Raw genomic sequence first — 24845 nt, 5'->3', positions numbered from 1 at the left:
TCGCTCCCGGGCTGCATGTGGCACGTCTCGCAGTCGTGGATCATCACGGTGTCCTGTCTTTGAAGGAGTTGATGAGGGCACCCAGCAGGTCGACGGGCTCCGGCTCCTGGATGTTCGTGCTGTGCCGGGGACAGAAGTCCAACCGGCGCCGGCCAGCAGGGTTCTTGACGTTGACCTCCCAGCCTTCTGCCTTGGCATCTGAGCGGGTCTCGGCCAGCGTGCTGACCGAGGACGACTCGTGGAACGCCGGGCAGGGCCAGCGACCGTCGCCGTTGCACTCGACTCGGTAGGGAACGACCAGGTTGCGGCTCACGGCCGGTCCTCGAGACGGCTGGCGCGGTGACGGAAGCCTGTGGCGACCGCGAAGAAGGCAAGTGCTGGACCGCCCGACTCGTCGGCGGTGGTCCGGTACTCCTTGAAGTGCAGTGCCTGGATGGCGGCAACCGTGGCCTCCAGTAGTGGTTCAGCGACGGCAAGCAGGACCGCCTCGGCACGCAGCTCGTACTCGACACGCTCCTCCGACGGCTCCGAGCCGCCCATGTCGTCCCAGGCCATCTGTCGCCAGTGTTCCGGTGAGTCGGCGTTGTCGTGGTGCCACATCGCCTCAGCGGCAGCGAGGACGATGGCCCGGTCAGGCGCCTTGGTGCGGTGGCTCATGGTCTGGTGGTGTGGCGGTGGTGCGGTCAGAGGCGGGCTAGGACGTCGAGACGGAACTGCGCGACCAGGGCCACCGCCAGCAGGTGGGCGAACACCAGCGGGATGATCCACGAACCGAGGTAGTCGCCGGCCGGTCGCAGCCGGTTGCTGAACAGACCGGCCGACGTGTTGCGCAGTGTCACCGCCCAGAACAGCGGGACGATCACCGCCCAGGTCACCATGCACCACGGGCACAACGTCCCCAGCACGAAGATTGACTGATACTGCAACCAGGTGACGAAGACCATGCCTGCGGTGATGCCGGTCTGGAAGGTCAGCCAGAACCACCCCGCGAACTCAGCCCGCGCGAGGAGTGCGGCACCGACCGCGACTGGGGCGACGAAAGTCATCAGGCCGATCAGCGGGTTCGGGAAGCCGAGCACGGCACCGGCCTCGGAGGCGATATTGGCACTGCACTGCACCAGGACCGAGAAGTCACACGTCAAGCTCTCCTGCGGGTTTTCCAGCGAGGAGAGCTTGCCGAGGGTCAGTTGGAAGGAGGCCAGCAACCCTAAGAGCCCGGCGACGATCAGGAACGGAGCCAGGATGGTGCGGTCGGTGCGGTCGGTGCGGACAGCCATGATCTACCTGTGCCAGCTACCCAGCAGCCAGGTCGGTTAGATGCACTCCCCCAGCAGGTGCCGGGCCGGGATGTCCTCGCCGGGCACACTCAGGGCGGTGAGCGGACCCCGGTACGCCAGCTCGTCAGTGGTGAGCACGGTCAGTGCTGGACCGACCCAGCGAAGGGAGCAAACCAACGACCCCTCGGAACCTGTTGCGGCACACCATTGTTCGCGCGACCACCGGCGGCCGGAGCCGTCGAGCACCACTGTGTTCTCCGGGAAGGTGCCCAGGACGTCGACGAGGGCCGGTTCAACCAGCTGCGTGCTCATACCTGGCCTACTGTGCGGCATCGCCCCCGAACTGGTCGGCTACCTCATCGACCAGCGCAGACATGACTGAACGCTCCCTCCCCAGCTCGGCGCGGGCCTCCACCAGCATCCGGCTCAGCGGCAGCGTGTGGTCCAGGACCCGTCCCGAGACGATGGGGCTCAGGCCGTCCATGATGTTGGCGACTACGGCCTCGGACTGCGGGACGTCGGCCAGCTCATCAGCGAGCAGTAGACGCGCCCGGCCCTCCCAGTCACCGGCAGGTTCCACGACCACCCAGCCATCACCCTCGCGTCGCTCCACTCGGTAGTTCCGCTCCGGGTTGCGGCGTGCGCCCGGGTGCCGCCCCAGTGCCAGGTGTGCTGCTTCGGCGTTCGACCAGGTCCCGGCGCTCAGCCGTTGCGGCCTCCCGGACATCTGCGGCACGCCGTCCCAGGCGATCGTGTACTCCCTGCCCGCCATCAGGACTCCACCGGACGTTCGCGGCGCAGCTCCGGAGGGCACTGTGCGGCCGAACTGGCGGCGCGGTAACCAAGCCCGGTCGGGCACCACCACACCTGCCCGTCTGACTCGGCGGCAACGTCCTGGTGGGTCCGACAGTGCCACTCGACCAGCCCGTCAGGCAGGCTCGGTCCGGCGACGACGCACGCGCCGCCGCGGGGGTTGGCCGTCAGGTATCGGGCCCCGGGGCTGCGACGGAACGGACGCTTCGACCTGATGGTGGCCAGCAGCTCGCGGGTGTCGATGGTGTCGCCGGAGCGCTCCGCCAGGTCGCGGACGGAGTCCAGGACATCCTTGGCGTGACGAACGTCCCCGGCTAGCACGCTGGCCTGCGCCTCGGTGTTCTGGTACTTGGCCTGCCAGAGGGCCGCTTCGTGTTCTGCCTGGTCGGCACGGCGCCACTGCTCAAAGGAGGCGTCCAGCACCGAGGAGCAGTTCAGGCAGGTCGTGCCCCAGGTGATGGCGTTCTCGTACTCGGCCACGCGGGCACGCAGCGACTCGAGCTCAGCAACCAGCTCTGGTGCCGGCTCGTCCAGAATGGGCGCCCACGTGCGGCGCAGGGCACCGGCCACCCGGTCAGAGGCCAGCCAGGCGCGGACCGCAGGCTCGTCCTCGTGGGTCACCGGGCACGTCCATGAGGCGAAAAGGCTCTTACGCTGCATGACGACGGTGACCGTGAGGTGCTGCGTGTCGCCGGACTCACCGGACGACCAGTCCCAGCGATAGACAAAGGTGAGATCCTCGTCGTTGTCGTTGACCGCATCGGCCAGCTCGGCGAACGAATCGAACTCGACAGGTTGCCCTTCGGCCGCCTGGTAGGGGTGGCTGATTGCCCACAGGGGCGTCTGTTCACCGGACATCTGTGGTCTCCTTCGTCTCGGTCTGCCCGCTGTCGGATGCCAGAATGTGGTCGCCGGTGTGGATGAGCTCCTTGTGGCAGAAGCCCAGAAAGTTGCCGACGGCGTCCCGGACCTGGACACCGCACGAGGCGCCACTGTCGTCGGCGAATGCTTGGACGTGGCCGATGAAGCCCTTGCCGATGAACGACTCGACGAGGCGCCGCCGACGCGGGTGCCGGGTGTGCCTATCCAGCAGGGAGGACATGTGCGTGGCAGTCCCGGTGGACATATCAAGGGTCGTGCTGACCAGTCCAGGTGCTGTGACTGCACGGAGCTTCCCGCACGAGCAACCGTGCAGCTGCTTGAGACGGTTGGATGTGACGCGGTCCCCGATGGTGAACCGATGCTCCGTCCCGGTAGCCACCAGCTCAAAGGTGTGCCGGTGACGCTGGGCGATCGCAGCGGCAGCGACGAAGTAGACGATGAAGGCCAGCAGGACGGTTGCTGATACCGACACCACAGCGAAAGCACCGCTGATCTGGAAGTTGTCCATGCGTTCCTGGTGTGGCGGGCATTATCAGATCTGGCTGTCCTGCCCTCGTCGAGTGAGCTCCTTGTCTGCGGACCGGCGCATCCTGGCGGTGGTGACCGCAGCAGCTATCGGGCCCTGCGTCACCCAGAGCAGTAGGAGGATCGCAGCGGGCGGGAGGGCCAGGCCGAAGAAGATCCAGGACAGCACCACGAGACCGCCTAACTGGGCGACAAAGCCGAGGAGGGCTACCACGACGGCCAACCCGAGAGCCCAGGCCATGAAGAACGCCGCCATCCCGTCGATCTCGCTGGACGGTCGCTTCGACAGCGATTCGCGGAAGTCTCTCAGGTCCGCGGTGCTCATGTGCGGGTATCGGTTCTCAGACATGGCGCTCCCTCCGGCACTGGTTGCAGAAGACGACGAAGTTGTGGGGGCTGGCGGCGACCTGCTGGGCCTCGCCGGCAGTTAGCTTTCGCACGACGTCGCCGCAGTCCTGGCACTCGAGCACAAGGCGGGCATCGGGATACATCAGGGAACCTCGTCCAGCCACTCGTCTGCGGAGGTCGGTACCCACTGGCCGTCAACGCGGCGCACCAGGTGTCGCGGCCAGCTCTGGTCGTGACCGTGCCGGGTGTCATCGGCAAGGACGGCGCGTGCCGCGGCCAGAGCATCGTCCTGGGTGTCGAAGCTGTGCGTGGTGTCGCCGGCCCGGAAGCCTGCGGTGCCAGCGGTGCGCTGTTTCTGACGGTTCATCCTGCCCGCATCGCCCTCGGTCAGGACCCGGTGGACCGCCACGGTGTCGACCTCGGCGTAGAAGTGCGTCGAGAACCACGCACCGTCGTAGGAGCTGATGTCGATGTGCTCATCGGTGTAGTCGAGCGCCATCAGTTCTCTCCCTTGGTAGGTCCGACACGTTCGATGTGAGCGAAGACCAGAGGCCAGTCGCCGCCGTGCAGGTCAAAGTCGGCCCGGCCAGCGTGGTTGCGGAAGCGGTATGTACCGGGCTCGACGTCCACGACGGTCGCTCCCGACTGCCGTTCCAGTTCCGCGGGACTGTGGCCGGCTGCTTTGGCGAGGTAGTCGGCGTAGTCGGCCACCGAGTAAGCCCAGAGATCGGTGCAGACCGTGGCGAGCACCTCGACGTCACCACCCAGGTGGCCTTCTTCACCAGGCCCAGCGTCAGGGTCGAAGGACGCGATGACGTACCGGCCGGGTGCGATGCGGACCAGCGACGGGCTGCTGTTGCCGACCTGACCGAAAGCGCACCCGATCTTGGCCATGGCCTCGTTGTGCAGGACCTGGCCGGCGGCCGCGTTGTACGACGGGGCGAACGGCAGCCCGACGTCATAGACCGGCCACAGTGAGTCGTTGATGATGATGCGGCCCGAGGGCACGTCCAGGTGGACCACCGACTCGATACCGTCCGGCAGGGCACAAGAGGTCTTGGCCACCAGGGTCTTGCGGTCCGTGCCCTGGGAGAACTCGGGGTAGGCGTCGCAGGTGGCGCATCGGAACACCCCGTGTAGGGGCATCGCCGACAGGAACTCACCGTTGAGCCACGTCACATGGAAGGTGGTGTCGAAGCCGTTGGTGTGCCGGTGGCCCCGTTGGTCGATCGGCGGGCTGTGGACGTCCGAGTAGTCCAGCTTGTGCTCAGACATCGGTGGCCTCCGGCTCGGTGGCGTACAGGGCAGTGAGGGTGAGTGGCTTGCCGTTCCCGCGACCCATGCAGGAGGTGCACGGCCCGAACTGTCCGAGCCGGCGGTCCAGGGCGAACCGGCGACCGTGGCAGTCCTGGCACCGGTCCGGGGTGAGCCTCAGCTGACCCGCGCGGTGAGGGGTGGCGCCGGTCAGGTCGTTCCAGGCTTCCTGCCAGCAGGTGTAGACGACCCGGTCGGCATAGATGTGGTTCGCCAGTGCCCACCGGATGTCCTGACCCAGCTCAGCCACCGGGAACGGGGCACGGACCAACGCCAGAAGCTGCCGGATATCGACGCGACTGTTGACCAGGGCGGCCAGTTGGTGGTTGCTCATGCCCTACTGGTGTGGCGGGTGCCGTCTTCTGCCAGGTGCTAGCGAGAGGCCCTAGTGGCCGGTGCGTCGTTCTCCTGCTGGTGCTTGCGTTCGGCGAGCAGCCAGCCCAGGTGCATCATCAGGAAGGGGCCGAAGAAGAAGGCCAGAACCAACAGTGCGAACCCAGCCACGATCAGCATCAGGACCAGCAGGGAGCCAAAGCTCACGGCGATTGCCGCAGCGGCCTCCATCATGGCCTCCCCTCCGCCTTCCAGAACGCCAGCAGCTCGTGACCGACACGCGTGAGGGCCGGCCCTTCCTTGACGGCAGCGGCCGCGAACGTCGGGTGCACCCTGACCAGCAGTTTGGCCTGGCGGTCAGCCTCTGCCCGCTGCCAGTCGGCCGAGGCGTCATCCAGCGCGGAGATGTTCGCAAGGGCCTCATGGCGGTGCGGGGTCCATTGCCGGCGGAAGGTGTCCAACTGATGGACAGCCATCTCGGTGAGCGGCTGCTCGGCCACCCCGGCCCGTGCGGCGACGCGCAGGATCTTGTCCTCCAGCAGGTCGACCGAGACCGGCGGGCCGTTGCCGTGCACGTGCTCGACGGCCCCCAGGGCAGCCAGGGCCACGTCCAGCAGCTCCTCGATGACGTCCTGCTTGGTGTGCGTGAAGCCCTTGCGTGGGTTGGAGCCCAGCCAGCCGGTCAGTGCAGTCTGCACCTCACCATTCTCCTCGGTGACCTTGCCCAGGCGCTCCCGCAGAAGAGCCTCTGGGTCACGGCGGCTGTTCGCCTCGTCCACCCACTTCGAGAGGGCGACCACGGCGGCTTTGGCTTCCTGTCTCACGACTGCGTCTCCTCGGCGAGCGGGATGATCAGGACATCGCCGACACGGACGTGCGGCGTGCTCTCGTAACAGCCACAGTCGAACTGCCAGTCGGGATAGTGAACTGTCGGCTGGCACTTGTGGTGGTCACCGGCCCTGCATGGGTCGCACGAGTAGTCCGTGACGTGCTTGTTCTCGACCGGGACCTTGATGGCTTGCCGTTCAATACGGCCACCGTGCTGTGCTGCCAGTGCGTCGGCCTGCGCGCGGGTCAGCGACTCACGCTGTTGGGGGCGAGCCGTGGACCCGTGACTCAAGCCCAGCACCACCAGAGGCGGCTGTCGTCGAAGTTCCGTGCGGCAGCCAGGAGCTCGGCCATGTGCTCGACGGCCTTGCGGAAGCCGGGCACCGTCTGGTCGGCGAACACAAACCGCCAGCTGTCAGTGTTGCTCGGGGCGGTCGGGTACAGGTAGGCCTGGTGGCCGGTCAGGTCGAGGAACTCTGCGTCCATCGCCGTGATGGCCTTGACAGCTTTGTCGTTGGTGGTGATGAAGGCGGTGGTGACTTGGCTGGGAACAATCGTCATCGTGTTCATGCAAGGCTGGTGTGGCGGGGACGAACTTCCTGCTCTGGGCCCAGGTCCGGTCGGCAGCACCATCGTCGCGGTGATGATGAATAGTCGGCCGTGCGCCTGGTGGACGGCAGCGTGCTCAGCCATCGGAGTCTCCTAGGGCGATCAGGATGGTCTTGCCGGCGTGGGCCTTGGCGCAGCGTTCGCACGGGCCGTCGTCCTGGTCGCACTCCGGGTCGTGGCCGCGGTCGATGTGCGCCTGGGAGACGTTGCGGGCTCGGTCGATGGCGGCCTGGTCCTGGGTGGGCGTGTGTGTCCGGACCACGAACTCGACCTCGACACCGATGGGGGCGGACTCGTCGACCGGCGGCAGGAAGCCTTCCGACCACGGGTGCAGCTCATTGCACCGGTCGCACGGCTCGACGGATAGCTCGATGTGTGGTGGGTACCCGGGCTCGAAGCGGCGGACATCAGTGAGGAAGCCGCGGCCCCTGGTGCTCGTGTAGCCGGGGCGAGCCTGGATGTTAGTGATGACGACACCGGCCATCTCGACCTGCAGATCCCGCAGCGCCCAGTGGTCCGGGTCGCGGGCGCCGGACAGGTGGTACGTCCGCGCTGTCAGGGTGGGCAGTCGGTCGGCCGAGCTGATGAGGTCGACGGTGACATCTTCGACCTCGATCTTCCCGCTGTGAGTGCGCAGCATATCCACAGTCAGGGTGCAGGTCGGCTCGTTCATGGCTTATTGGTGTGGCGGTATATGACCTCGGCTGTGGAGGGACGCTGGCCGCCGAAGTTCCCGTCGATTTCCGGGAGGGCCTCATCGGTGGCATCAGCCAGGAATGCCTCGAACAGGCTGTCGAAAGAGCTGTGCTTCTCGTGATACCGGTCGCAGGCAGGACACTTCCCAGGCGGGTAAATGTTTCGAGTGATGTGGGTGTGCTCCTCGCCGCGCAGGATGCGACCTAGACGCTCGTGCCCGCGCTCCGTCTGTCCGTTCGCCAGGAGCGCCTGAGCCTGTTCGATGACTGCGTGCAGGCGAGTCGCCCTCATCTCGGCGGCCAGGGCACCGGCCTGCCAGTCGGTGTTCTCCTCCTTGGAGTTCACGACGGCACCTCCTGGGCCATGGCCGCGTCGATGCGCTCGATCAGGGCACGCTCGGACGTGAACGGTGCCGGATCGCAAGACCGGTGGTACTCCGCCCGCACGACCTCTACCTTCGCCAGTGACTCCACCAGCCACGCTAGGTCGTCCAAGGGCACAGCCACGAGAGTTAGATCGTCGTCGCCGTCGTCGAAGCTGCGCACGATGGTTGGGTCGTCGAGGTAGTTCTTGAGGTGCTGCAGACGGCTGCTGCTCATCACGAATCCTTCCGTTCGGTGTCGAGGTGCGCGGCGAGCTGGGCCCCGCTGGTGAATACCGGGCCGCTCGGTGGGCTCGGTGTACGCCGCAGGCCAGCGACCACCCGGAGGACGGCAGCTACTGGGATGAGCACCGGCCAGAGCGCCAGGGTGGCCACGTCAGGCGGGCTGAGTCGTGCGTGCCACGCCAGGATGACCACCGCACCGAGCAGGTAGCCACACACGATGAGCAGGCCGAGTTCCAGGCCGGTCATGACGATGTCTCCGTGAGGTACTTGCGGACGCCCCACAGGATGGCGTGGCAGGCCATCAGGAAGTGGTGGTCGCAGTCGTCCCAGACCTCGGGGTCCACGTCGTTGGTCAGCGTGGGACGCGAGCCGCCGAAGTCGAGGGCCTCGGGGCGGAAGCTGGACAACACGTCGTAGGCACTGTTGGTGTCGTAGGAGTGGGCGTGGTCCAGGACCTCGTCCTGAGTCTCCTGACGCAATTCAGCAGCGTCACCATCATCCAGGGCGTGCCGGGTGATGGCGCTATCCACCATTGCGTTGACGTCTGCGGTGAACTTGTCCTCGGAGAAGCCTTCGTAGTCGCGACGGGACCCGGCAAGTTTCTCCGACCAGTACGACGGGTTGATGTGCCCGGCGGGGACCATGTAGCCGGCGCGGTAGGTGTTGGCGAACCAAGCGAACATGTCCTCCTCGCGCCGGAACGTCCAGCCCGAGCCGAGGTCACCAGATATTGCCAGGTGGCCCGGCCAGGTGACCAGGTCGAAGGAGCCGATGCTGGTGCCGGGGGTGGCGAACCGGATGTGCCGGTAGAGCCCGTCCTCGTGCAGCACGGTCATGTCGTGGCCATCGACGTACCCGAGCAGCTGCCGGTAGGCCTTCGGGTAGTGGTGGTCGGCCAGGCCAGCAGCAGGGTCGGTCGCGGTCTGGGTCGAGGTGTCGGTGCTCATGGACTGCTGGTGTGGCGTCGTGCAGGGTTCCACCACGGGGCCCTCACCCGATGGCTCGGACGGCGCTCTCATCCGTGATGGTCTTGCCACCGGTGTTGGCGATCCGGCCAGCGGCCAGTCCCTCATCCTGGCCATGCCACGACCCCTGCCACGAGCGGCCCTTGGGTAGTTTGCCGAAGAACTCAGCGGTCTGGTCCTCCACCTTTGCCCGGCGGTCCAGCAGAACCAGCGCGGTGTTGTCGGGGTCTGACTGCTCGGCTACCTGCGTGGCCTGCATGGACCGGATGCGCTCACCGGCACCGACGCCGAACGACTCGATGAACTGCCGGCGGGCCATCATGCTCTCGTGGGCGGTCAGCCAGTCCTTCTCGTCGTAGGTCTTCCACCATGCCCGCATGGCGACGATGGCCTGTAGGTGCAGTGACTCGACGAGCAGCTTGGCCTGCGAGACGTCTGACTCGAAACCGACAATCATCAGCTTGCGCTCGTTGCCGCGGCGCCGCTGGAATGTGCGCATCGTGCCGAACGCGTGGACGACGTGCCAGCCCATCGACCACAGCCCGAGGGTGTAGGTCCCGGTGAAGGCGACTGCGGCGGTGACGACCTGTTCCGGCTCGCTGTCCTTGGCCCGGCGGGCGTCAATCTCCGCCTGAGTGATGCTGTGCCTGATCATCAGTTTCTCGGCGGCGGCGGTCAGTGCCTCAGCCTCGTGGGGCGTGGTCGACTCCGCTTTGGCCAGGAGCCGGGCGATCAGGGTCTGCTTGTCGGTAGCCATCAGATGATCTCCTTGGCCGGGCGGGTGAACAGGTCACGGACGGCCGAGGCCGCCAGGTAGTCGTCGACCGCGCGGGTGGACACGGCGAAGGGGTCGTAGACCGTCTCGGTGCCCGAGGATGGCTGGCGGTAGTGCTCTGGTGCCTGACCGGTCTCGATTACCTGGCCGACACGCTCAGCCATGGCCAGGAGCTTGAGCTGCACCACTTCGGCGTCCTCCTTGCGACGCTCCGCAAGTCGGGCCAGGATGACCGCCGGGTCCAGGTGCTGCCGGGCCGCGGCCTCGTCGTGGATCGTGACGGACATGCGGGCCCGGGGGACAGTCGGGTGGGCGCGGGCAGCCTCTGGGATCTGGTCAAACTCGAAGAGGGTGCGCAGGACCCGCTGGTGATCCGGGCCAGGCAGACCCTCCGGGGCGCGGACAGTGCGTGAACGGTGCTCACTGTTCACAGCAGCCCAGGGGAAGTCAGGGGACTCGACCTCCCAGAACCGCAGATGGGCACGCTGGCCGGCAGTACCGAAGAGACTGCGCTCGGTGGTGACCGACAGCAGTGGGATGCCAGAGCGAAACGGCAGGTAGTTGTGCTCTGTGTCGAAGTGCAACTCCGGGCGGTGACAGGACCCGTCATCGGGCGGCACGCCATCGAAGCGGACGAGCCCGCCGTCAGCCTCGACGTCGTCCAGGGCCTGGGCCAGCGGCTGCCGCATCCAGAGTCGACCCTCGAACTCCACCAGGGTCGCGACGATGGGGTCGGACGTGTAGTGGTCCGGAAGTGTCCAGGTCACCAGCTCGGTTGCGCCGGCAACCACCGGGTGCTCGGTCGGTCCGTAGGGGGCTCGGCCGCGCGAACCGGCGTGCGAGACGAGGGTGAGAGTATCGTTCATGTCCGGCTGGTGTGGCGTGCTAGCGAATCAGCTCGGCCTTGGCGGTTGCCTCGGTCAGCATGTCGGCCAGCTCAGCGAGCACCCACTCCGGCGGGGTGTTGTAGGTGACGATCTGGCCGTCGCGGACCGGCCCGTCGAACTGCGCGAACTCACGTCCGTGGCCTGTGTCGGTGCCAGCACCCCACAGGTGGGCTGACCAGCGCCCGGTGCCGTCGAGGTCGAGGCGCACCCATAGGGCTATGTCGGCCGGTGCAAAGTCCGTCCGGGGCGCCAGGGTTGCGGTCACCGACGGCGCGTCAGCCACGTCCAGGCGCCGGTCGACGGACACCGACTCTTGCTCGGCCGCGTACTTGGAGCTCGGAGTTAGGGTCGGGCCGTCCGCGGGGCGCTGGGCTCTGCCAGGCGGCGTGTACTCGGTGTCCAGTTGGCGGGCCCTGCCGGCGTCGGTCAGACGTGCCAGGTAGGTGTCCTGGACGATGCCGGATTTGAACCAGACCAGCCCCTTGCCAGACAGAGATTCCAACGACTTGGTGACGGTGGTGTTGCGGTCGAGGGTCCAGATCGACTCGCCAAGGCGGTGCCGGGCAGCAAGCAGCTCAAGGACCAACTCCTCGGTGGGTGTCGTGTCGATGCTCATGAAATGCTGGTGTGGCGGATCAGGCGAGCGGCTCCGGCTTGGGCTGAGACTCCGAGATGGTGATGACCGTCTCAGTCGGTCGGGAATGGGTCAGCAGTGACTGCCCAGATGGCAAGTCGGTCAGGCAGGCTGCCGATGGGGCTCTCCCACTGGGACGCGAACTGACTGTTGCCGATGGGGACACCGAGACGGACGGCGATCCGGACCAGGAACTGCTCGACCAGCACGGTGGTGAGGACGAAGTCGGGGTCAGCCAGCTCAGGGATGTCGACATTCCACAACTTGCCCGCCTCGATGGCCTTAGCGGCGTCGAAACCGTCCAGGCTCAGGTGAGCGTGCCGGGTGTTGTTGCGTCGCTGCAGGGCAATGATGCCGGACAGCTCGAAGATCTCAGGATCGAGTTCGGCCCACTTCTTCTCGTTGGCCGCACGGCGACGACTGGCCGACTCGTCCTTGCCGAGATAGACGATGTGCTCGCCCGGCTGGGAGACCATGGCATACAGGTCGTTGGCCTCTTCGCTGACCGAGATGGTGACCCCCGCATTGGAGGAGTACTCGATCATCTCGGGAACGGTGATGGTGGCAGGCATGGTGATCCTTTCGTAGGTTAGCTGTTGTTGATGAGGTCGTTCCGTGCCAGGCCCCACTGCTTGGGACCGCGGCCAGACTTGAACCGCTTGCCGAGCCACGCTGCGCTGGCCTCCTCGTCGGCAACGGTGTGGAAAATGGCGTCCCCACGGTCCCGCTCCCAGCCACTAATGAGCCGGGCGCGGACGATGAAGCCGGCCAGTGCGCTGACCAGTGGCAGCCACCCAGCCCCGGACTGGTGCTGCGGTGGCTGCACGAGCACGGCCAGTGGCAGGCACTGGCCGGGGCTCTCACCCCGATCGACTAGGGACCCGACGGCTAGCTGGTCATTCCTTCGTCGGGTGGATCGCCACGCGGGTCCCGGAAGGAACCTCCACGATGATCCCGCCGTTGCGGGTGTCGCGGCGAACCATGACTCGTTCCAACAGCTCGTCACCGGTGAACCGTGCTGTCCTGGGAGCGAGAGGCCCGTCGCCATCAGCTCGAATCAGGTCCACGGCGGCCCGGTCGGCAGCACCCTCAGCTGCTGGGGCTGTCGGCGGGACATCGACCTGGCGGGTCGGGTTGGACTGCCCGCGCACCCAGGGGCCGCCCTGGACAGTGGTGCCGATCAGGTGTGCGCGTGAGTCGTCGGCGTGGCCGTGGAACCTGATCCGTTCGTCTTCGGGGTTCCTCTCCCACGCGGTGACCTGGTAGGCGGAGACGATGGCTCCCTTGTAGACCCCCAAGACCCCCTCGGTGTCGTTGGCTCGGGTGTCGCTCACGTTGGCCCACACTCCGAGGGTGATGTGCTCCAGTGACTCGGTGATGTCGTCGTCAGTCACCTGGTCGGTCAGGTCTTTGGCGAGGGTGGGGTAGGAGTCTTTGAGGTGGACGGCCATGAAGCTAGGCATCGGTTGCCCTTCCGTTATCGGTAGAGGCAACATCATACATCATTACCCGGGTATTGAGGTGTTATTGTCAAGGTGGTGGCTTAGCAAGCCCGGAGTGGTCGGTCACCACGTACTCCGCGGGGCAGACCAGCGCCTCCGCCGGGTCCAGGGTCACCTGCTCGCCAGCCAGGCACGTCAGGTCCCGGGCGTCTAGACGGCGTTCACGTTCACGGCCCGTACCTTCGGACTCTTTGAACCCTCGTACGTCGCCACGATGTCTCGAACCGGTCTGGCCCTCTCGTGTGCACCGGGTGTCCGCCGACGTCCTGGCCAGCGAGGCCCGTGAGCGGATCGATGCGGAGGACCTGCGGATGTTCATGGGTGCCGCGAAGATGGAGCGTGCCCAGGTCCTGCGCCAGTCCTAGGGTCGGGCAGGCCAGCGAAGGCTGGGTCGGCGGTGTAGCGGTCGGTGATGTCTGCCCGAGCTGCGAAAAGCATCTCGGCCGCGACCCGTGCGTCATGCTCGGCCCGGTGACCTGCGGTGTAGTCCACTCCGAAGTACTCGCACATCGCACCCAACTGGTGGGACTCGAGGTTGCCGTAGTTGCGTTGAGCCAGTAGCAGGGTGTCGACCGTCGGGGTGTTCTCGTCGAAGCCGGGCAGGTGGTGGCCCAGCCACTTCTTCTCGAACTTGGCGTTGTGAGCCACCAGGGTCGCCCGGGACAGCGCCGCACTGGTCTGCGGCGCCACCTGTTCCCAGGGTGGTGCGTCCGCCACGTCATCCCAGGTGATCCCATGGATGTTGACCGCCCCGGTTCGGTAGGACTCCTGCGCCGCGGGCATGGGATGGACCAGCTGGGAGTAGGTGGCGGTGACGGAGCCGGTCTCGTCGTAGCGGACCACCCCGACCTCGATGATGCAGCCGTGGACCGGGTCGAAACCCTCCTTGCCGTTCGGTCCCGCGGTCTCGAGGTCGACCGACGCGAACGACCGGGTCCGGGCAGGGAAGGCGTCCGGGTCGGCTTCGGCGCGGTAGAGCGCGTACAGGGTTGCGGGGTCGCCGGGGAGGGACCGTTGCGGCCAGCAGCTGCGCAGCCCGGTCACCCACTCTTGCGGCGGGCACGGGCGCTGGTCATCGGGCAGCTCGGCCAGGGTGTCCTGGTATTGGGCACGGGCCGCGGCCACGTAGTCGTCGAACTCGCGCCGGGAGACACCACGGGTGGCGGACAGGTCGGCGGTGATCGAGTCCATGGACCGGCGGGCACGGTGCTCCCGGTCGTTCATCCGCATCGTCGCCATCGCCTCGTCCGGCTCCGGTGGGTGGGCGGCAAGTTCGGTGTAGTCGTCAGCCAGGTCGCGGTCCTGGGCCTTCCTGGCACGGCCGGTGCAGAAGCTCTTCCACTGACGAGCCAGCTTGGTCGCCTCCGGTGGGTCCTTCTCGGCCGCGCGGCGCACACTGCTGGCGTACATGGCCTGGACCTGGTCAGTGTCCCAGCCTGACTGGGCGGCGAAGTCCAGGACGTGGGCCGGGACGTCGACCGGTTCGGTGCTGGGCTGGGCCAGGACGGTGTCCGACTCTGCTGCCGGCTGGCGCCCGAAGCGACCGGCAGGGTCCCGGTGCCGCTCCCGAGCAGCGGTGGCTGTGGTGGTGATGTCCGTGCTCACTGTGCTGCACCAATGACTGTCGCCGATGAGGTCCTGGCCTCCAGCACGTCGAAGGAGGTGCCGCGCTCAGCCAGCGTGACCCGCCACGGATCCAGGTCGGGCGCCGGCTCCACCTCGAGGACGACCGCGTGTCCAGGATCCAGGCCCTTGGCACGCGCCGCCTCGATAGCCCAGTGCCGCGCGGTGGCCTCATCGGAGGTGATCGAGACAGTGTCGGCATCGGACTGCGCATGGTTGGCGCGTGCAGCACCTGGGCTGAGTCGTTCGCCGGGACCGAGTGCCGCAATGGTCCCGTGGAAGAACCTCCCGCCGCGGACCTGGCCCACCGTGAAGCGACGACCGCGCACGACCACTGGCCGGTCGCGCCAGTCCGGTCCGTCCAACTGCACGTCAGACTCTGCCGCCGACTGGTGCCCGAAGCGACCGGAGGGGTCCCGGTTCTGCTCGCGGGCGGTAGCGGCGCTCGGACTGGTGCTCATGCCCTGCCTACTGTGCGGGACGCCCAAGCTGGACACCCGTGCGATAGCCTTGACCCAGAAGTGGACCTGGCTGGCCACTCACACGGCGCTCAGGGTCGTGTCCTTCGGTCCGGCGCCCTGGTTGGTGGGCGCCGGACCGGAGTTGTCCCTAGGCGATCTGCATCCAGTCGCAGATGACCGACAGCAGCGCACCGGCACCGACCGTCATGGCCTGGGCACGGAAGGTCCGCAGTTGCTCGACCCCCGCACCGGCCTCGGCCAGCGCGAGGGTGGCGACATTGAGCCAGACGCCCGGTGAAGCCTCCGCGGCGGCGGAAAGGTGGGCGACCGCGCCGGGGTAGACATGCGGGGAAACGTTGCTGGCCTCTGCGCTGAACATACTCCTGTGGTGTGGCGGCAAGACGGTAAATGCGCAGGTCAGCGGCACTTTCTAGGCGCAGAGCAATACTGTCTGGAAGCCTGCCCCGTGAAGTCGTTCCAGTAGTTGCGGCAGGGCGTTGGCTGTGTGTTCACGCCCGTGCAGCAGGACCACCGAGCCATCCTCGACATCGGCCATCACCGCGTCGATGACCTGCTGAGATGAGGTGGCCGCCCAGTCACGGGGGTCGACACCCCACAGGGTGACCTCGAGCCCGGCCCCGGTCGCGGCTTGGTTGACTCGTGAGTCAGTGGCCCCGTACGGCGGGCGCACGCAGCTCGGGTCGGGACCGGGCAGGGACCCCGGGATGTCGAGCTCGGCGGCCAGCCTCGAGTCGGACACGCCTGTCAGGTCCGGATGGCTGGCACTGTGCCACTGCAGCGACATGCCGGCGTCCACCAGGTCGGCGACCAGCTGCTCACGTCCGGGCAGCTGGTCGCCGACAACGAAGAAGGTCCCCACGGCACCGGCCGACTCGAGAGCGTCAAGGATCTGCGCGGTGTGCGGACCAGGGCCGTCATCGAAGGTGAGTGCCACCGTCGGCGCCGGAGACATGGTCGCTGCAACGGCCAGGACGAGGTGGACCAGACCACTGAGTAAGGACACGACTCAGTCCCGGCGAAGAGCTAGCTTCACCGACCTTCAATCTCCGTGATCTCCTCGGTGGTGCCAGGACCCTGCTGGGTGTGGCCGGTCGTGGCGGTGGTCCGGTGGACAGACTGCTTGCGTCCGGAGGTGGCCAGGACGACGATGCCCCACAGGAGGCCGGCGCCGAACAGGATCCACCCGATCATCACCAGGTCGACCCCTTCGAAGCTGTCGGCCACGGCCAGTGCCAGGACCAGTCCGATGGCGGCGATGATGACCGGGGCGGCGATGCTCACACGGTTCACGGTTCACGGTTTGGGGCTTCCTCTGTGTCGCGAACGGTCGACGCAGCGTCGACTCACTGAGGAACATGCCAAGACACTGCCTGCAGAGTGCTTGTAATCGTTAGCACTGTGCTAGCTGGAGCGACCTGGGGCTCCGCAGCCGATCGGTCGTCGTGCAAGCCTCTGACCTGCGGGTTTGCCAGAAGTGACTGAATTGACTCGCGTTGACTCGAGCTTGAGTCTGTGCCTGACAAGCCTCTGACCTGTGCTAACACCCCGAAAAGCGGCCGATTGACTCACTGACTCGTGTACGTAACTACCTACAGGGGGAGAAGGTATATATATGTCGAGGGTGAGAAGTATGTATGCCCTGCCCCATACACGTATATATATATTTGAGTCATTCAGTCACTAGTAGTAGTAGTAGGGGTTTTTAGGCCTCTGACCTGCGGTTTCGCACATACGTTCATGTGACTCGACGCTGAGTCAACGCGAGTCAATTCAGTCACTTTTTTCGAGGCCGTTTTGCAAACCCGCAGGTCAGAGGGTTGATGCCCCGATCCGGCCGATCCGAGCTGGGGTGCGCCGAAGGCAAAACGCCTGCGCTGGACCTATGCGTTTGCGTTCAGTTGCGTTCAGTAGCGTCGGAGGTTGAGAGTTCAGCAGTGGCATGACGCTGCCAGCCAGTGGCACTTTGCTGCCAACGAGGCGTGCCGGAGCCGACCCCGCCGCGAGGTCCGGACCTCGCGGACGGCGCACTAGAGGCTAGGACTACGCGCCCGGCCAGTGCTTTCGGGGTAGCCTTGGCGGATGTCGTCCCCCTGAAAAGCGACATCTCCAGCCAGACAAGGACCCTCCTTGAACGATTCATCATCGACGCCCAGGGACGTTGTCATCCGGTGGACACAGACCCTTGTGGAGCCACTCATCCTGCTGTCCCAACGCAGCCAGTTCGAGAAGGCCATGCGCGAGGTATGCGGGGCGCACCCGGCCTGGTCGGCCTACGTCATCGGCGGAACACTGTCCGACGTCATGATGTCCCTGCCGGACAACGACCCGTGGCGACAGTGTTCGGCCCGCCTCGGTCGCAAGACAGTGGGGGCGAGACCACCGATCCGGGATGGCGCGCGGCTACCCGACGGCACCCGACTGGGCACCTCCGCCAGCTTCCGCGACACCCTTGGGACACCCACCGACGAGGACCTGTCCCTGGATCCCGGCTACGGTCCGATCAGTATCGACCTCACCCCCGTCTCGGAGGCACTGCTCGCCTTTGGAGGCGCCGGCTGGCAGATCAGTAGTGAGGCCGTCTCGGCCACCCTGACCCAGGGCGAGGTCACCTCCGCAGTCGACGACCTGGCCAACCTGCCCGGCGTCCGCACCCTCGTGCACGCCCCCATCTATACGTATGGCATCCCGGCGCTGCGCTGGGCTGCCTTCCGCCGGCGCTCCTACGGCGTCTCCCCCGACGACCCGTGGCTGGCCGAGTCCCTCTACAGGTGGTCCTGGCGGGCCGGGCGGATCCTCGGGGCGATGGACTGGGACGAGCACATGGTCGACGTGCGCATCGAGGCAGAACGCCTGGACCCGATGGACGACGCCCGCTTCTGATCTCCGCGCTGCACCTGTGCCCAGATCAGGTGGCACAGGTTTAGTATGCGCGCAGAGAACAACGAGAACCAGGCACCGACCAGCGAAGAGCCGGTCCGCATCGCCCCACCGGAGCCGGAGACCGGACCGCCGGCCGATGCGGACGAGACCGGCTTCGCTGCCGCCGTCGCGTCGATCACCGCGGCGGTAGAGGCCGTCCGGTGGTCCGCCGAGCAGTTCCGGCCGGCCGTCACCAGCGAGCCGGAGGTTCAGAAGCTCAAGCTGTCGGCCGTGGCACCGCTGGTCGCCGCGGCAGCCGGGCTGCGCACCGTCACCAAGGAGAAGGCCAAGGAGCGCGGCGAGGACCTGCTCGGTGGGACCGCCAACTCCAAGGCCCGCCGCCAGTTCACCCGCATGTGCTCCCCCGCCGGGCTGCTCATGCCGTGGTACCGGCCCGACCAGTTGGTCGACGCCCTGAACAGCTCGACGCGGGCAGGTGGGTCGATCCGCATCCCGGCAGCCGCCTGGCAGGTCAAGCCCGACGAGCCGGCGATCAACCCTGAGAACGGTGAGGTTCGCAAGTACGAGAACCTCATCGGGCAGTCGACCATCGTCGGCATCCACCCCTCCACGCCGTCCAGCTGGCTGCAGGGCACACCCGTCCTGGTCACCGAGGGACTGCTCAAGGCCGCCTCTGCACTGACCGGCCTGCTCCTGGACGCCGGCGTTACCGAGCAGGCACTGGCCCTGACCGATGAGGAAGCCGACTCTTCGCCGGACACCCTGGTGGAAAAGGCCCGCGCGCGCCTGCGTGACCTGATGGCCGGTGTCCCCCAGCGCGAACGAGTCCTCATCCTGGTCCTGGTCGGTGTCGGCAACTGGCACCACAACCCGGAGTGGAACGCCATCGACTTGCGCAACGGACGGCCCTTCATGGTGGCCTTCGATGGTGACATCGCGTCCAACCCCAACGTCTACAACCAGGCCGTCCAGCTGTTCGACTTCGCCGAGCACAAGGGTGGTGACCCGTCCTGGCTGGAGATCCCCGACGACGGTGACGCCAAGCGCGGCATCGACGACTACCTGGGCACCGGAGGTTCGTTCAAGCACCTGCTGACGCTGGGCCACTCCGACCTGCCGGACGCCCCGGAGACCGACGCCGAGGACAAGAACACCGACGCCCGGATGAGCGAAGAGAAGCTGGTCTTCGAGAAGAAGGTCTCGACCACGGACGAGTTCGGCGCCACCAACACGGCGTGGGTCCCGGAGGCCGAGATCATCGGGCGGGTGGCTCGAACCGTGCAGCGCCGGCCCGCCACCGACGAGGAACAGGCCACAGGTGTCTACGACGCCCGTGCGCACGACGACGCCGAGGGTGACGTGGAGATCGAGGTCTCCTACCGCGGCCCGGACGGTAACCGTGTCGACTCCACGGTCCGCGGCCCGGCACGCCTGCTGGCTGAGCCGCCGGAGCGCTGGCACCGCAACGACGCCGCGGTGGTCCCGGTGAAGGTCCTCGAGCACCCGGACTGGCCACCGAAGGAGAACTGGCTCTCGGCCGCCAAGCGTCACCGCACCGAGGACCGCACTGTGTCCTTCGAGTGGGCCCAGATGGGCTGGGTGCCGACCAAGGAGTCAACCCCGGTATTCATCGCCGGCAAGGACGTCCTGGGGGCTCGCGGCAACGCGGCGACACACGCCACCCCCGGCGTCACCGACCACCAGGTGCCTGCCTCCTCCCGCTTCGGGCTCAAGGCACTGACCGACGAGAACGGGCGGATGGATAGGGAGGCGGTCGCAGCCGCCATCCGCAAGGTGATGTCCACCATCCACGGCGGCGCCCTCACCTCCGACGGTGTCGTCGCGATCGAGCTGGCGGCCGCACTGCGCCCCACTGTCCCGGTCCCGGCCAACTCGGTCCTGTTCTTCTCCGGTGCCCGTCGCTCCGGCAAGGCGATCCCGAAGTCGACGCCGGTGCCAACTCCGACCGGACTTGTCTGTGCCGGCGACATCCGCATCGGCGACAGTGTCCTGGCCGGTGACGGCAGCCCGACCGTCGTGCGTGGCATCTCCGAAGACCACCAGGCGCGGTGCATGACCGTGACTCTTATCGACGGCCGGTCACTGACGACGTCGGCGAACCACCTGTGGCGGGCACGCACCCACGAGCAGGCCAGCGCTGGGCACGCACCGGTCAGTGACAGTGTTCGCGCCGGACTGTCCACCCTGGACTCCGGTCAGTCGATCATGCTGGAGGACCTCGCCGCCGAGATGTGCCTGAGCGTCGAGGTCCTCGAGACCTGGGTGGAGGCGGCTGGCATCCCCCACGAGGTCGGCCACGACAGTTACGGCCGCGAGGTGGTGGTCCACCCCGTCGGCGAGGTGCTTGAACTGGCCAGCGCGATGCGCGAGGCCACCAGTGCCGACCACCCGACCCCGTTCACGACGGTCACCACCTCAACTCTGGCGGCGCTGCTGACCGGGCCCGGCGGCGTGCAGGTCGAGGATGGCCTCGGTGGCTGGGTCGGTGTCGCTTCTGTTCACATGGCCGGGACCGAGTGGGTGCGCTGCCTGACGGTGGAGCACTACAGCGGGACCTTCCGAGCGGGCGCCGACGCTGTGGTGACCCACAACTCCTGGACGGCCAAGCAGATCATGAGCTTCTGGCAGAACCGGGCAGGCGACTTCGCCCGCAACCTGCCGGGCAGCGCCGCAGACACCGGCTACTTCATGGAGAACGCCGTGTCGCACACCCCTATCTGGGTGGCCGACGACCTGGCGCCGACCATCGACAAGCGCAAGGCTGAGATGGCCGAGGCGAAGATCGGTGACATCATCCGCGCCGTCTTCAACCGCTCGTCCAAGGGCCGCATGACCACCGGTGGAGCATCAAGGGAGATGCTGCACCCCCGCGCCCTGTTCATGGTGACGGCCGAGAACCCGCAGGCCGCCTCCTCGGAGATGGACCGGGTCGTGCACATCGTGACCGGCGAGGAGTTCTTCGGTGACGATGAGGCCAAGCGTGCCTGCGACCGTCTCGCCGAGGAGACGATGCACGCCAACCACGTCACGTCCGCCTGCATTCAGATGATCGCCGAGTCGGTCAGCAGGGAAGGCACTTGGAAGGACATCGTCGACGACTGGGCCAAGAACCGCAGCGATGAGATCGACTGGGCCACGCGGCAGCTGGGCGGGGCCGGCAACTCCGCCCGGCACGCCGAGATCTGCGGTGACCTTCTGCTCGGGCTCGAGGTGCTGGACCGGCTCTGTGAGCACGTCGAGCTGGCCGACGAGTACGCCGAGGTCATCCAGCAGCTACGCAAGGCCCTGGTTTCCTACGTCCGTGCCTCCTTCATCGCGGCGGACGCCACCACCCCCGGTGCCTCCGTGGTCCGGGCACTGCGCTCCGCCCTGGCCTCCGGTGCCGTCCACCTGGGTCACCCCAGCTCCGGCCAGCCGCCGTTCTCCGACGAGGACGACAAGGACAACGAGGTGCGGATCAACCAGATGCTCGGCTGGTCCTACCCCAGTGCGGAGGGCCAGGGCGAGCGTCCCGGAGGCCGCCGCGTCGGTGTCGTGGTCCAGCGCGAAGGCAAGTGGTACGCCCTGCTGAACCCCAGTGCCGCTTTCAGCGAGGCCCAGAAGGCGCACCCGGAGATCATCCTGCACGGTTCGCGCCCGGAACCGACCTGGACCTCGGCATGGACGGAGAAGCTGGCCGGTGGCCCGTGGTCCCGCAAGGTCAACGGTGGCGGAACCCGTCGTGCCGTGGTCCGGGCGCTGCGCAGCGAGTGGGTGCCTTTCCCGCTGCCGGTCCTGCTGGGCACCGAGGGCGAGGAGGAGGACGAGCAGTGAGGACCGTCCACCTGCGCGTCGAAGGACACCACCTGCTGGATGCCGGCGCGCCGTTCACCGCCAAGGGTGCCCGTGCCGCCCGCCCCCGCTACTGGCTGGGGGCGGGCGGGGCCGGCCGGGGCAAGTGCTCCTGCGGGCAACTGTCCGAGGTGCTGGACGGTCCGGACCAGCGCCGCGAGTGGCACCGCACCCACAAGGCCGACGTCACCGGCCAGACCACAGTCCCCCACGAGCAAGGAACATCCTGACGGTTAAGCAGAAGGCCGTCCGCAGCAGGACCGAGAAGCGGGCCTACCGCAGCGCCCGGGAACAGGTGCGCGCCGACATGGCCGCCGCCTCCGCCAGCGAGAAGCGGATGAAGGTGGCCTTCCGGTCCCTGATCGGGCTGGTCGTGCCTGGCGACCTTCATCGGCCTGGACTGAGGGGCCTGACCGACGTGCTGGACAAGGTGAGCCGCCACACCACTACGGCATGAGCGACAACGACACCACGCGGCCCAGCCCGATTGACGACATTCGGGCCCGGCTGGTCGAGGACTCCCCGCTGCCCTGGACCGAGTACGACATCCGCACGCTGCTCGACCAGCTGGACCACGCCCTGGCGATGACCAGCCGGGTGTGCACCGCGATGGCCAACAGTCAGCAGGTCGCCCAGACGATCATGGATAGCCGTAATGCGCTGGCACGCAAGGTGTCCGGTCTGCGCGACCTGGCCAACTCCATCGAGGCCCACTCTGAGCTGGAAGGCGAGCCCGCCCAGTACCGTGACGCACTGACCGGCTCGTGGATTGACGTGGCTGACGCCATCCGTGAGCTCACCGGCGACCCCGACTCGGACGAGCTGTGAGCGAGTCCAGCACCACCCTCCCGCAGGGCTGGCTGGTGACCGACTGCGCCCGCTGTGGCAACCTGCCGGTGCTCACTCCGGTCGACGACCCGAACAACAACGAGTTGCGCGTTTGCCACCGGTGCGATGCGCACCTGGGCACCTGCGAGAACTGCGGGGCCAAGGAAGCGCACCAAGCCAAGACGTACGCCGTCGAATTGCAGGTCACGACGACCGTCCACGTCTTCCCGGAGGCCACCAGCCCCGGCGAGGCCGAGCGTCTGGTCCGCGAGAACTGGGGCGAGCTCACCCGGTTCGACCACCGCGCACTTCCGAGCCGCTTCGACGAGGGCACCATGTCGGTCCGCAGTGTCCGGGAGGTGGACTGATGGCGGAGCACACCTGTCGAGTCAGCGAGTACGACATGGGCGGCACCCTGCGTGGCTGCACCGAGAAGGCCACCGGCTGGCGGCTCACCCACGACGGGAGTCTCGAGGTCGCCTGCGGTCTGCATTCCAACGCCGCCGGTGAGCGACTGGCCCGCGCCGAGGCCGAGGTGGCCAGGTTGCGGACGGAAAAGCTGACCTGGAAGCGCCGCGCCATGCGTGCCGAGACACAGACCCACAGACACGGTTTGACCCAGACACCGTCGCCAGAGACCCAACCATAGAGAGAATCACATGTCGCCTGCTATCACCATCGAGCCCGCCGTGGCTATCACCATCGTGATCTGCCTGACCGTCGCCTACGTCGCCAAGAAGATCGCCGAGGTGCGGGCCGGCAAGGCGAGCCGTCGTCAGGTCAGCGCCCAGGACGTCGAGGGCTCCGGTGGCTGACCGCCGGTGTGGCTCCTGCCAAGCCGAACTGCCGACGCTGAGCGCGGCAGAGAGGTTCGAGGCCGCCCAGGAGCCGGTGGAGCACCCCGACCTGTGCGCCACGTGCGAAGGCACCCCCGGAGTGCCCAAGCACGTGATGGTCGCCGGCCGGTGCGTGTACTGCGGCGGCGACGATCACTCACTCGGCAGCACCCCGGACTGCACGGCCCGCACGGCAGACAGCCCGCCGCTGTTCTTCTCGACCGAGCCGGGTGCCCGCTGGGTGGTCAGCACTGAGACCGGTTCGGTCTACCTGTTCGACCTGGTGGGTATGACCGCGACCCGGTTGCCCGCCAACACTGGCGGCGACCCAATCCCGCTGACGCACTGGCTGGATCGAACCTACCGGGCAGATGGGCGTCTGCGGGCCGACGAGCAGCCTGTTTCGATGGCCGGACTCCCGAAGCCGTGGCCACCGGTCGAAGAGCAGCCCCTACAGATGGTTCTCGAGCTTGTGCCCGGCGTACTGACGGTCCGCACGACCAGCCTCGTCACCGAAGCCATAATGCTCGACGACTGAACGGCGCAGACCCATAACGTGACGTTTGGTTAGATCCATCCTGCCCTATGGAGCCTGGGTCATCCGTCCAGGGCGTCGACCAGGTCGGACGCGTCGATCGGGTCCTGACAGATAGCGCACGGAGTCCTCGGGTAGCACCAGCCCTCAGTCGTCCAGGCCCGGTGGCCGCCGACGGTGCGGTGTGCTTCGAGGGCCGTGAAACCCAGGAAGTTGCCGTTGTCGTCGTACTGGGGTTCGCCAGGGTCGACGATGAGCGCCCGGACCCGGTCCAGTGCTCCGGTGGCCTCTTCCATCAGGTTCAGGATGTGACCGTCCGGGGTGCGCCAGAACAGGTTGTCGTCCTTGGCCAACAGTGCCTGGTAGACGGCCAGCGGTGGGGTGTACGGCCAGGAGTCCGGGTGCAGGTTCGCCCAGTCTGGCTGCTCGGTCTCGGTCGCCTGCTCAGTCATCGTCGCTCCAAGAAGCTACGCAGGGTGCCGACCATGGCAAGGGGGTCCATGTCCCTGGTGATGCCGGCAACGAAGTGGTCGAGGGAGGTCCGTAGCTCGGCCAGCTTCTCCTCGGCGCTGCGGTCACTCCTCTTGGCCGGCGGGGCCACCAGGACACAGATGTAGCCGAACTCTCCGAGACCCACAGACACCTCGGTGGGCTCGTTGTCGAACATGACGGGGGCAGCACCCAGGTAGTAGGTGCCGTGGTCGGTCTCGCAGTCACCGACGCCGTTGAGTGCTTCAGCGACCTTGGCGGCCCAGGTGGCAACAGCCGGGTGGACTTCGATGGGGTGTTCGCTCATGACCTGATGGTGTGGCGT

General features: G+C 67.1%; 43 protein-coding genes. 9 read left to right on the top strand and 34 right to left on the bottom strand.

Annotated elements, in window-relative coordinates:
• Window positions 1–43 precede the first annotated feature (43 nt).
• The 32 genes from DPQ65_RS08260 to DPQ65_RS08110 all read right to left on the bottom strand — a co-directional run bounded on the left by DPQ65_RS08260 (window position 44) and on the right by DPQ65_RS08110 (window position 16381).
• Window positions 44–313 (bottom strand): hypothetical protein, encoded by a 270-nt coding sequence (locus tag DPQ65_RS08260; protein WP_114906850.1) that lies wholly within the window; start codon window positions 311–313, stop codon window positions 44–46.
• The gene (locus DPQ65_RS08255; protein WP_114906849.1) at window positions 310–657 is read right to left on the bottom strand and encodes a hypothetical protein; all 348 of its coding nucleotides are present in this window, start codon (window positions 655–657) and stop codon (window positions 310–312) included. The genes DPQ65_RS08260 and DPQ65_RS08255 overlap by 4 nt, the downstream gene beginning before the upstream one ends.
• 26 nt (window positions 658–683) lie before the next feature.
• The gene (locus DPQ65_RS08250; protein WP_114906848.1) at window positions 684–1277 is read right to left on the bottom strand and encodes a vitamin K epoxide reductase family protein; all 594 of its coding nucleotides are present in this window, start codon (window positions 1275–1277) and stop codon (window positions 684–686) included.
• Between the two features lie 36 nt (window positions 1278–1313).
• Entirely contained in the window at window positions 1314–1589 is a 276-nt protein-coding gene (locus DPQ65_RS08245) for a hypothetical protein (RefSeq protein ID WP_114906847.1), read from the bottom strand.
• 7 nt (window positions 1590–1596) lie between these two features.
• Window positions 1597–2049, bottom strand: a complete 453-nt coding sequence (locus tag DPQ65_RS08240) for a hypothetical protein (RefSeq protein ID WP_114906846.1) — start codon at window positions 2047–2049, stop codon at window positions 1597–1599.
• The gene (locus DPQ65_RS08235; RefSeq protein WP_114906845.1) at window positions 2049–2948 is read right to left on the bottom strand and encodes a hypothetical protein; all 900 of its coding nucleotides are present in this window, start codon (window positions 2946–2948) and stop codon (window positions 2049–2051) included. Before DPQ65_RS08235 ends, DPQ65_RS08240 begins: the two co-directional genes overlap by 1 nt.
• Window positions 2938–3480 carry a hypothetical protein gene (locus DPQ65_RS08230; RefSeq protein WP_114906844.1) on the bottom strand — a complete coding sequence of 181 codons (543 nt, stop codon included), beginning with the start codon at window positions 3478–3480 and terminating at the stop codon, window positions 2938–2940. Before DPQ65_RS08230 ends, DPQ65_RS08235 begins: the two co-directional genes overlap by 11 nt.
• 24 nt (window positions 3481–3504) lie before the next feature.
• Entirely contained in the window at window positions 3505–3846 is a 342-nt protein-coding gene (locus DPQ65_RS08225; protein WP_162802104.1) for a hypothetical protein, read from the bottom strand.
• Window positions 3839–3988 carry a hypothetical protein gene (locus DPQ65_RS15635; RefSeq protein WP_162802103.1) on the bottom strand — a complete coding sequence of 50 codons (150 nt, stop codon included), beginning with the start codon at window positions 3986–3988 and terminating at the stop codon, window positions 3839–3841. The genes DPQ65_RS08225 and DPQ65_RS15635 overlap by 8 nt, the downstream gene beginning before the upstream one ends.
• The gene (locus tag DPQ65_RS08220; protein WP_114906842.1) at window positions 3988–4344 is read right to left on the bottom strand and encodes a hypothetical protein; all 357 of its coding nucleotides are present in this window, start codon (window positions 4342–4344) and stop codon (window positions 3988–3990) included. The genes DPQ65_RS15635 and DPQ65_RS08220 overlap by 1 nt, the downstream gene beginning before the upstream one ends.
• A complete protein-coding gene (locus tag DPQ65_RS08215; RefSeq protein ID WP_114906841.1) occupies window positions 4344–5120 on the bottom strand; it encodes a hypothetical protein in 777 nt (258 codons plus the stop codon). Before DPQ65_RS08215 ends, DPQ65_RS08220 begins: the two co-directional genes overlap by 1 nt.
• Window positions 5113–5493, bottom strand: a complete 381-nt coding sequence (locus DPQ65_RS08210; RefSeq protein ID WP_114906840.1) for a hypothetical protein — start codon at window positions 5491–5493, stop codon at window positions 5113–5115. Before DPQ65_RS08210 ends, DPQ65_RS08215 begins: the two co-directional genes overlap by 8 nt.
• A gap of 38 nt (window positions 5494–5531) precedes the next feature.
• Window positions 5532–5726 (bottom strand): hypothetical protein, encoded by a 195-nt coding sequence (locus tag DPQ65_RS08205; protein ID WP_162802102.1) that lies wholly within the window; start codon window positions 5724–5726, stop codon window positions 5532–5534.
• On the bottom strand, window positions 5723–6316 hold the full coding sequence (locus DPQ65_RS15860; protein ID WP_202863048.1) for a MazG-like family protein: 594 nt from the start codon (window positions 6314–6316) through the stop codon (window positions 5723–5725). Before DPQ65_RS15860 ends, DPQ65_RS08205 begins: the two co-directional genes overlap by 4 nt.
• Complete coding sequence (locus DPQ65_RS08195) at window positions 6313–6612, bottom strand: hypothetical protein (RefSeq protein WP_162802101.1); 300 nt, start codon at window positions 6610–6612, stop codon at window positions 6313–6315. The genes DPQ65_RS15860 and DPQ65_RS08195 overlap by 4 nt, the downstream gene beginning before the upstream one ends.
• Window positions 6609–6881: a hypothetical protein gene (locus DPQ65_RS08190; RefSeq protein WP_162802100.1), complete on the bottom strand. Its 273-nt coding sequence runs from the start codon at window positions 6879–6881 to the stop codon at window positions 6609–6611. Before DPQ65_RS08190 ends, DPQ65_RS08195 begins: the two co-directional genes overlap by 4 nt.
• A 124-nt stretch (window positions 6882–7005) precedes the next feature.
• Window positions 7006–7569 carry a hypothetical protein gene (locus DPQ65_RS08185; RefSeq protein ID WP_162802099.1) on the bottom strand — a complete coding sequence of 188 codons (564 nt, stop codon included), beginning with the start codon at window positions 7567–7569 and terminating at the stop codon, window positions 7006–7008.
• Between the two features lie 29 nt (window positions 7570–7598).
• On the bottom strand, window positions 7599–7970 hold the full coding sequence (locus DPQ65_RS08180) for a hypothetical protein (protein WP_114906835.1): 372 nt from the start codon (window positions 7968–7970) through the stop codon (window positions 7599–7601).
• Window positions 7967–8224, bottom strand: coding sequence for a hypothetical protein (locus DPQ65_RS08175; protein ID WP_114906834.1), 258 nt, complete (start codon window positions 8222–8224; stop codon window positions 7967–7969). Before DPQ65_RS08175 ends, DPQ65_RS08180 begins: the two co-directional genes overlap by 4 nt.
• Window positions 8224–8478 (bottom strand): hypothetical protein, encoded by a 255-nt coding sequence (locus DPQ65_RS08170; RefSeq protein ID WP_114906833.1) that lies wholly within the window; start codon window positions 8476–8478, stop codon window positions 8224–8226. Before DPQ65_RS08170 ends, DPQ65_RS08175 begins: the two co-directional genes overlap by 1 nt.
• On the bottom strand, window positions 8475–9179 hold the full coding sequence (locus tag DPQ65_RS08165; protein WP_162802098.1) for a hypothetical protein: 705 nt from the start codon (window positions 9177–9179) through the stop codon (window positions 8475–8477). The genes DPQ65_RS08170 and DPQ65_RS08165 overlap by 4 nt, the downstream gene beginning before the upstream one ends.
• A 43-nt stretch (window positions 9180–9222) precedes the next feature.
• On the bottom strand, window positions 9223–9954 hold the full coding sequence (locus DPQ65_RS08160; protein WP_114906831.1) for a DUF2786 domain-containing protein: 732 nt from the start codon (window positions 9952–9954) through the stop codon (window positions 9223–9225).
• Window positions 9954–10838 carry a hypothetical protein gene (locus DPQ65_RS08155; protein WP_114906830.1) on the bottom strand — a complete coding sequence of 295 codons (885 nt, stop codon included), beginning with the start codon at window positions 10836–10838 and terminating at the stop codon, window positions 9954–9956. The genes DPQ65_RS08160 and DPQ65_RS08155 overlap by 1 nt, the downstream gene beginning before the upstream one ends.
• A 19-nt stretch (window positions 10839–10857) precedes the next feature.
• The gene (locus DPQ65_RS08150) at window positions 10858–11475 is read right to left on the bottom strand and encodes a hypothetical protein (protein ID WP_114906829.1); all 618 of its coding nucleotides are present in this window, start codon (window positions 11473–11475) and stop codon (window positions 10858–10860) included.
• A gap of 71 nt (window positions 11476–11546) precedes the next feature.
• Window positions 11547–12065 carry a hypothetical protein gene (locus DPQ65_RS08145; protein WP_114906828.1) on the bottom strand — a complete coding sequence of 173 codons (519 nt, stop codon included), beginning with the start codon at window positions 12063–12065 and terminating at the stop codon, window positions 11547–11549.
• Between the two features lie 17 nt (window positions 12066–12082).
• Window positions 12083–12325, bottom strand: coding sequence for a hypothetical protein (locus DPQ65_RS08140; RefSeq protein ID WP_114906827.1), 243 nt, complete (start codon window positions 12323–12325; stop codon window positions 12083–12085).
• Between the two features lie 64 nt (window positions 12326–12389).
• Window positions 12390–12956, bottom strand: a complete 567-nt coding sequence (locus DPQ65_RS08135; RefSeq protein ID WP_162802097.1) for a hypothetical protein — start codon at window positions 12954–12956, stop codon at window positions 12390–12392.
• A 354-nt stretch (window positions 12957–13310) separates the two neighbouring features.
• Window positions 13311–14600 carry a 3'-5' exonuclease gene (locus tag DPQ65_RS08130; RefSeq protein WP_114906825.1) on the bottom strand — a complete coding sequence of 430 codons (1290 nt, stop codon included), beginning with the start codon at window positions 14598–14600 and terminating at the stop codon, window positions 13311–13313.
• The gene (locus DPQ65_RS08125) at window positions 14597–15079 is read right to left on the bottom strand and encodes a hypothetical protein (RefSeq protein WP_162802096.1); all 483 of its coding nucleotides are present in this window, start codon (window positions 15077–15079) and stop codon (window positions 14597–14599) included. Before DPQ65_RS08125 ends, DPQ65_RS08130 begins: the two co-directional genes overlap by 4 nt.
• Before the next feature lie 148 nt (window positions 15080–15227).
• Window positions 15228–15458: a hypothetical protein gene (locus tag DPQ65_RS08120; RefSeq protein ID WP_114906823.1), complete on the bottom strand. Its 231-nt coding sequence runs from the start codon at window positions 15456–15458 to the stop codon at window positions 15228–15230.
• Window positions 15459–15509: 51 nt separating this feature from the next.
• Window positions 15510–16103, bottom strand: coding sequence for a polysaccharide deacetylase family protein (locus DPQ65_RS08115; RefSeq protein ID WP_114906822.1), 594 nt, complete (start codon window positions 16101–16103; stop codon window positions 15510–15512).
• Between the two features lie 26 nt (window positions 16104–16129).
• Window positions 16130–16381, bottom strand: a complete 252-nt coding sequence (locus DPQ65_RS08110; RefSeq protein WP_114906821.1) for a DUF6458 family protein — start codon at window positions 16379–16381, stop codon at window positions 16130–16132.
• Window positions 16382–17227: 846 nt separating this feature from the next.
• Between DPQ65_RS08110 and DPQ65_RS08105 the strand changes: the two genes are divergently transcribed.
• The 9 genes from DPQ65_RS08105 to DPQ65_RS08075 all read left to right on the top strand — a co-directional run bounded on the left by DPQ65_RS08105 (window position 17228) and on the right by DPQ65_RS08075 (window position 24034).
• Window positions 17228–17980 carry a hypothetical protein gene (locus DPQ65_RS08105; RefSeq protein WP_162802095.1) on the top strand — a complete coding sequence of 251 codons (753 nt, stop codon included), beginning with the start codon at window positions 17228–17230 and terminating at the stop codon, window positions 17978–17980.
• A 45-nt stretch (window positions 17981–18025) separates the two neighbouring features.
• Entirely contained in the window at window positions 18026–21814 is a 3789-nt protein-coding gene (locus DPQ65_RS08100; protein WP_114906819.1) for a Hint domain-containing protein, read from the top strand.
• The gene (locus tag DPQ65_RS08095; RefSeq protein ID WP_114906818.1) at window positions 21811–22062 is read left to right on the top strand and encodes a hypothetical protein; all 252 of its coding nucleotides are present in this window, start codon (window positions 21811–21813) and stop codon (window positions 22060–22062) included. The genes DPQ65_RS08100 and DPQ65_RS08095 overlap by 4 nt, the downstream gene beginning before the upstream one ends.
• Window positions 22063–22139: 77 nt before the next feature.
• Window positions 22140–22289 carry a hypothetical protein gene (locus tag DPQ65_RS15630; protein ID WP_162802094.1) on the top strand — a complete coding sequence of 50 codons (150 nt, stop codon included), beginning with the start codon at window positions 22140–22142 and terminating at the stop codon, window positions 22287–22289.
• The gene (locus tag DPQ65_RS08090) at window positions 22286–22660 is read left to right on the top strand and encodes a hypothetical protein (protein ID WP_114906817.1); all 375 of its coding nucleotides are present in this window, start codon (window positions 22286–22288) and stop codon (window positions 22658–22660) included. The genes DPQ65_RS15630 and DPQ65_RS08090 overlap by 4 nt, the downstream gene beginning before the upstream one ends.
• On the top strand, window positions 22657–23028 hold the full coding sequence (locus tag DPQ65_RS08085; protein WP_114906816.1) for a hypothetical protein: 372 nt from the start codon (window positions 22657–22659) through the stop codon (window positions 23026–23028). Before DPQ65_RS08090 ends, DPQ65_RS08085 begins: the two co-directional genes overlap by 4 nt.
• Window positions 23028–23309: a hypothetical protein gene (locus DPQ65_RS08080; protein WP_114906815.1), complete on the top strand. Its 282-nt coding sequence runs from the start codon at window positions 23028–23030 to the stop codon at window positions 23307–23309. Before DPQ65_RS08085 ends, DPQ65_RS08080 begins: the two co-directional genes overlap by 1 nt.
• A 10-nt stretch (window positions 23310–23319) precedes the next feature.
• Window positions 23320–23475, top strand: coding sequence for a hypothetical protein (locus tag DPQ65_RS15625; RefSeq protein WP_162802093.1), 156 nt, complete (start codon window positions 23320–23322; stop codon window positions 23473–23475).
• On the top strand, window positions 23468–24034 hold the full coding sequence (locus DPQ65_RS08075) for a hypothetical protein (RefSeq protein WP_114906814.1): 567 nt from the start codon (window positions 23468–23470) through the stop codon (window positions 24032–24034). Before DPQ65_RS15625 ends, DPQ65_RS08075 begins: the two co-directional genes overlap by 8 nt.
• Window positions 24035–24093: 59 nt before the next feature.
• On the opposite strand, the gene DPQ65_RS08070 is transcribed toward DPQ65_RS08075, so the two are convergent.
• Together DPQ65_RS08070 and DPQ65_RS08065 are read right to left on the bottom strand one after the other, a co-directional pair.
• Window positions 24094–24483 carry a hypothetical protein gene (locus tag DPQ65_RS08070; RefSeq protein ID WP_114906813.1) on the bottom strand — a complete coding sequence of 130 codons (390 nt, stop codon included), beginning with the start codon at window positions 24481–24483 and terminating at the stop codon, window positions 24094–24096.
• Window positions 24480–24827, bottom strand: coding sequence for a hypothetical protein (locus DPQ65_RS08065; RefSeq protein ID WP_114906812.1), 348 nt, complete (start codon window positions 24825–24827; stop codon window positions 24480–24482). The genes DPQ65_RS08070 and DPQ65_RS08065 overlap by 4 nt, the downstream gene beginning before the upstream one ends.
• Window positions 24828–24845 lie beyond the last annotated feature (18 nt).

Source organism: Ornithinimicrobium murale, assembly GCF_003352835.1.
Classification (GTDB): domain Bacteria; phylum Actinomycetota; class Actinomycetes; order Actinomycetales; family Dermatophilaceae; genus Ornithinicoccus; species Ornithinicoccus muralis.
The sequence above is the reverse complement of the archived record's forward strand: the minus strand, read 5'-3'. Positions and strand labels throughout refer to the sequence as shown.

Coding starts and splice junctions, on each gene's coding strand:
- DPQ65_RS08175 (WP_114906834.1), bottom strand. CDS start 8,224: ATGAGCAGCAGCCGTCTGCAGCACCTCAAGAACTACCTCGACGACCCA.
- DPQ65_RS15630 (WP_162802094.1), top strand. CDS start 22,140: ATGGCCGCCGCCTCCGCCAGCGAGAAGCGGATGAAGGTGGCCTTCCGG.
- DPQ65_RS15635 (WP_162802103.1), bottom strand. CDS start 3,988: ATGTATCCCGATGCCCGCCTTGTGCTCGAGTGCCAGGACTGCGGCGAC.
- DPQ65_RS08120 (WP_114906823.1), bottom strand. CDS start 15,458: ATGTTCAGCGCAGAGGCCAGCAACGTTTCCCCGCATGTCTACCCCGGC.
- DPQ65_RS08205 (WP_162802102.1), bottom strand. CDS start 5,726: ATGATGGAGGCCGCTGCGGCAATCGCCGTGAGCTTTGGCTCCCTGCTG.
- DPQ65_RS08170 (WP_114906833.1), bottom strand. CDS start 8,478: ATGACCGGCCTGGAACTCGGCCTGCTCATCGTGTGTGGCTACCTGCTC.
- DPQ65_RS08230 (WP_114906844.1), bottom strand. CDS start 3,480: ATGGACAACTTCCAGATCAGCGGTGCTTTCGCTGTGGTGTCGGTATCA.
- DPQ65_RS08210 (WP_114906840.1), bottom strand. CDS start 5,493: ATGAGCAACCACCAACTGGCCGCCCTGGTCAACAGTCGCGTCGATATC.
- DPQ65_RS08235 (WP_114906845.1), bottom strand. CDS start 2,948: ATGTCCGGTGAACAGACGCCCCTGTGGGCAATCAGCCACCCCTACCAG.
- DPQ65_RS15625 (WP_162802093.1), top strand. CDS start 23,320: ATGTCGCCTGCTATCACCATCGAGCCCGCCGTGGCTATCACCATCGTG.
- DPQ65_RS08100 (WP_114906819.1), top strand. CDS start 18,026: ATGCGCGCAGAGAACAACGAGAACCAGGCACCGACCAGCGAAGAGCCG.
- DPQ65_RS08190 (WP_162802100.1), bottom strand. CDS start 6,881: ATGACGATTGTTCCCAGCCAAGTCACCACCGCCTTCATCACCACCAAC.
- DPQ65_RS08090 (WP_114906817.1), top strand. CDS start 22,286: ATGAGCGACAACGACACCACGCGGCCCAGCCCGATTGACGACATTCGG.
- DPQ65_RS08150 (WP_114906829.1), bottom strand. CDS start 11,475: ATGAGCATCGACACGACACCCACCGAGGAGTTGGTCCTTGAGCTGCTT.
- DPQ65_RS08245 (WP_114906847.1), bottom strand. CDS start 1,589: ATGAGCACGCAGCTGGTTGAACCGGCCCTCGTCGACGTCCTGGGCACC.
- DPQ65_RS08185 (WP_162802099.1), bottom strand. CDS start 7,569: ATGCTGCGCACTCACAGCGGGAAGATCGAGGTCGAAGATGTCACCGTC.
- DPQ65_RS08080 (WP_114906815.1), top strand. CDS start 23,028: ATGGCGGAGCACACCTGTCGAGTCAGCGAGTACGACATGGGCGGCACC.
- DPQ65_RS08145 (WP_114906828.1), bottom strand. CDS start 12,065: ATGCCTGCCACCATCACCGTTCCCGAGATGATCGAGTACTCCTCCAAT.
- DPQ65_RS08135 (WP_162802097.1), bottom strand. CDS start 12,956: ATGCCTAGCTTCATGGCCGTCCACCTCAAAGACTCCTACCCCACCCTC.
- DPQ65_RS08165 (WP_162802098.1), bottom strand. CDS start 9,179: ATGAGCACCGACACCTCGACCCAGACCGCGACCGACCCTGCTGCTGGC.
- DPQ65_RS08155 (WP_114906830.1), bottom strand. CDS start 10,838: ATGAACGATACTCTCACCCTCGTCTCGCACGCCGGTTCGCGCGGCCGA.
- DPQ65_RS08225 (WP_162802104.1), bottom strand. CDS start 3,846: ATGTCTGAGAACCGATACCCGCACATGAGCACCGCGGACCTGAGAGAC.
- DPQ65_RS08125 (WP_162802096.1), bottom strand. CDS start 15,079: ATGAGCACCAGTCCGAGCGCCGCTACCGCCCGCGAGCAGAACCGGGAC.
- DPQ65_RS08215 (WP_114906841.1), bottom strand. CDS start 5,120: ATGTCTGAGCACAAGCTGGACTACTCGGACGTCCACAGCCCGCCGATC.
- DPQ65_RS08065 (WP_114906812.1), bottom strand. CDS start 24,827: ATGAGCGAACACCCCATCGAAGTCCACCCGGCTGTTGCCACCTGGGCC.
- DPQ65_RS08240 (WP_114906846.1), bottom strand. CDS start 2,049: ATGGCGGGCAGGGAGTACACGATCGCCTGGGACGGCGTGCCGCAGATG.
- DPQ65_RS08250 (WP_114906848.1), bottom strand. CDS start 1,277: ATGGCTGTCCGCACCGACCGCACCGACCGCACCATCCTGGCTCCGTTC.
- DPQ65_RS08160 (WP_114906831.1), bottom strand. CDS start 9,954: ATGGCTACCGACAAGCAGACCCTGATCGCCCGGCTCCTGGCCAAAGCG.
- DPQ65_RS08255 (WP_114906849.1), bottom strand. CDS start 657: ATGAGCCACCGCACCAAGGCGCCTGACCGGGCCATCGTCCTCGCTGCC.
- DPQ65_RS08220 (WP_114906842.1), bottom strand. CDS start 4,344: ATGGCGCTCGACTACACCGATGAGCACATCGACATCAGCTCCTACGAC.
- DPQ65_RS08070 (WP_114906813.1), bottom strand. CDS start 24,483: ATGACTGAGCAGGCGACCGAGACCGAGCAGCCAGACTGGGCGAACCTG.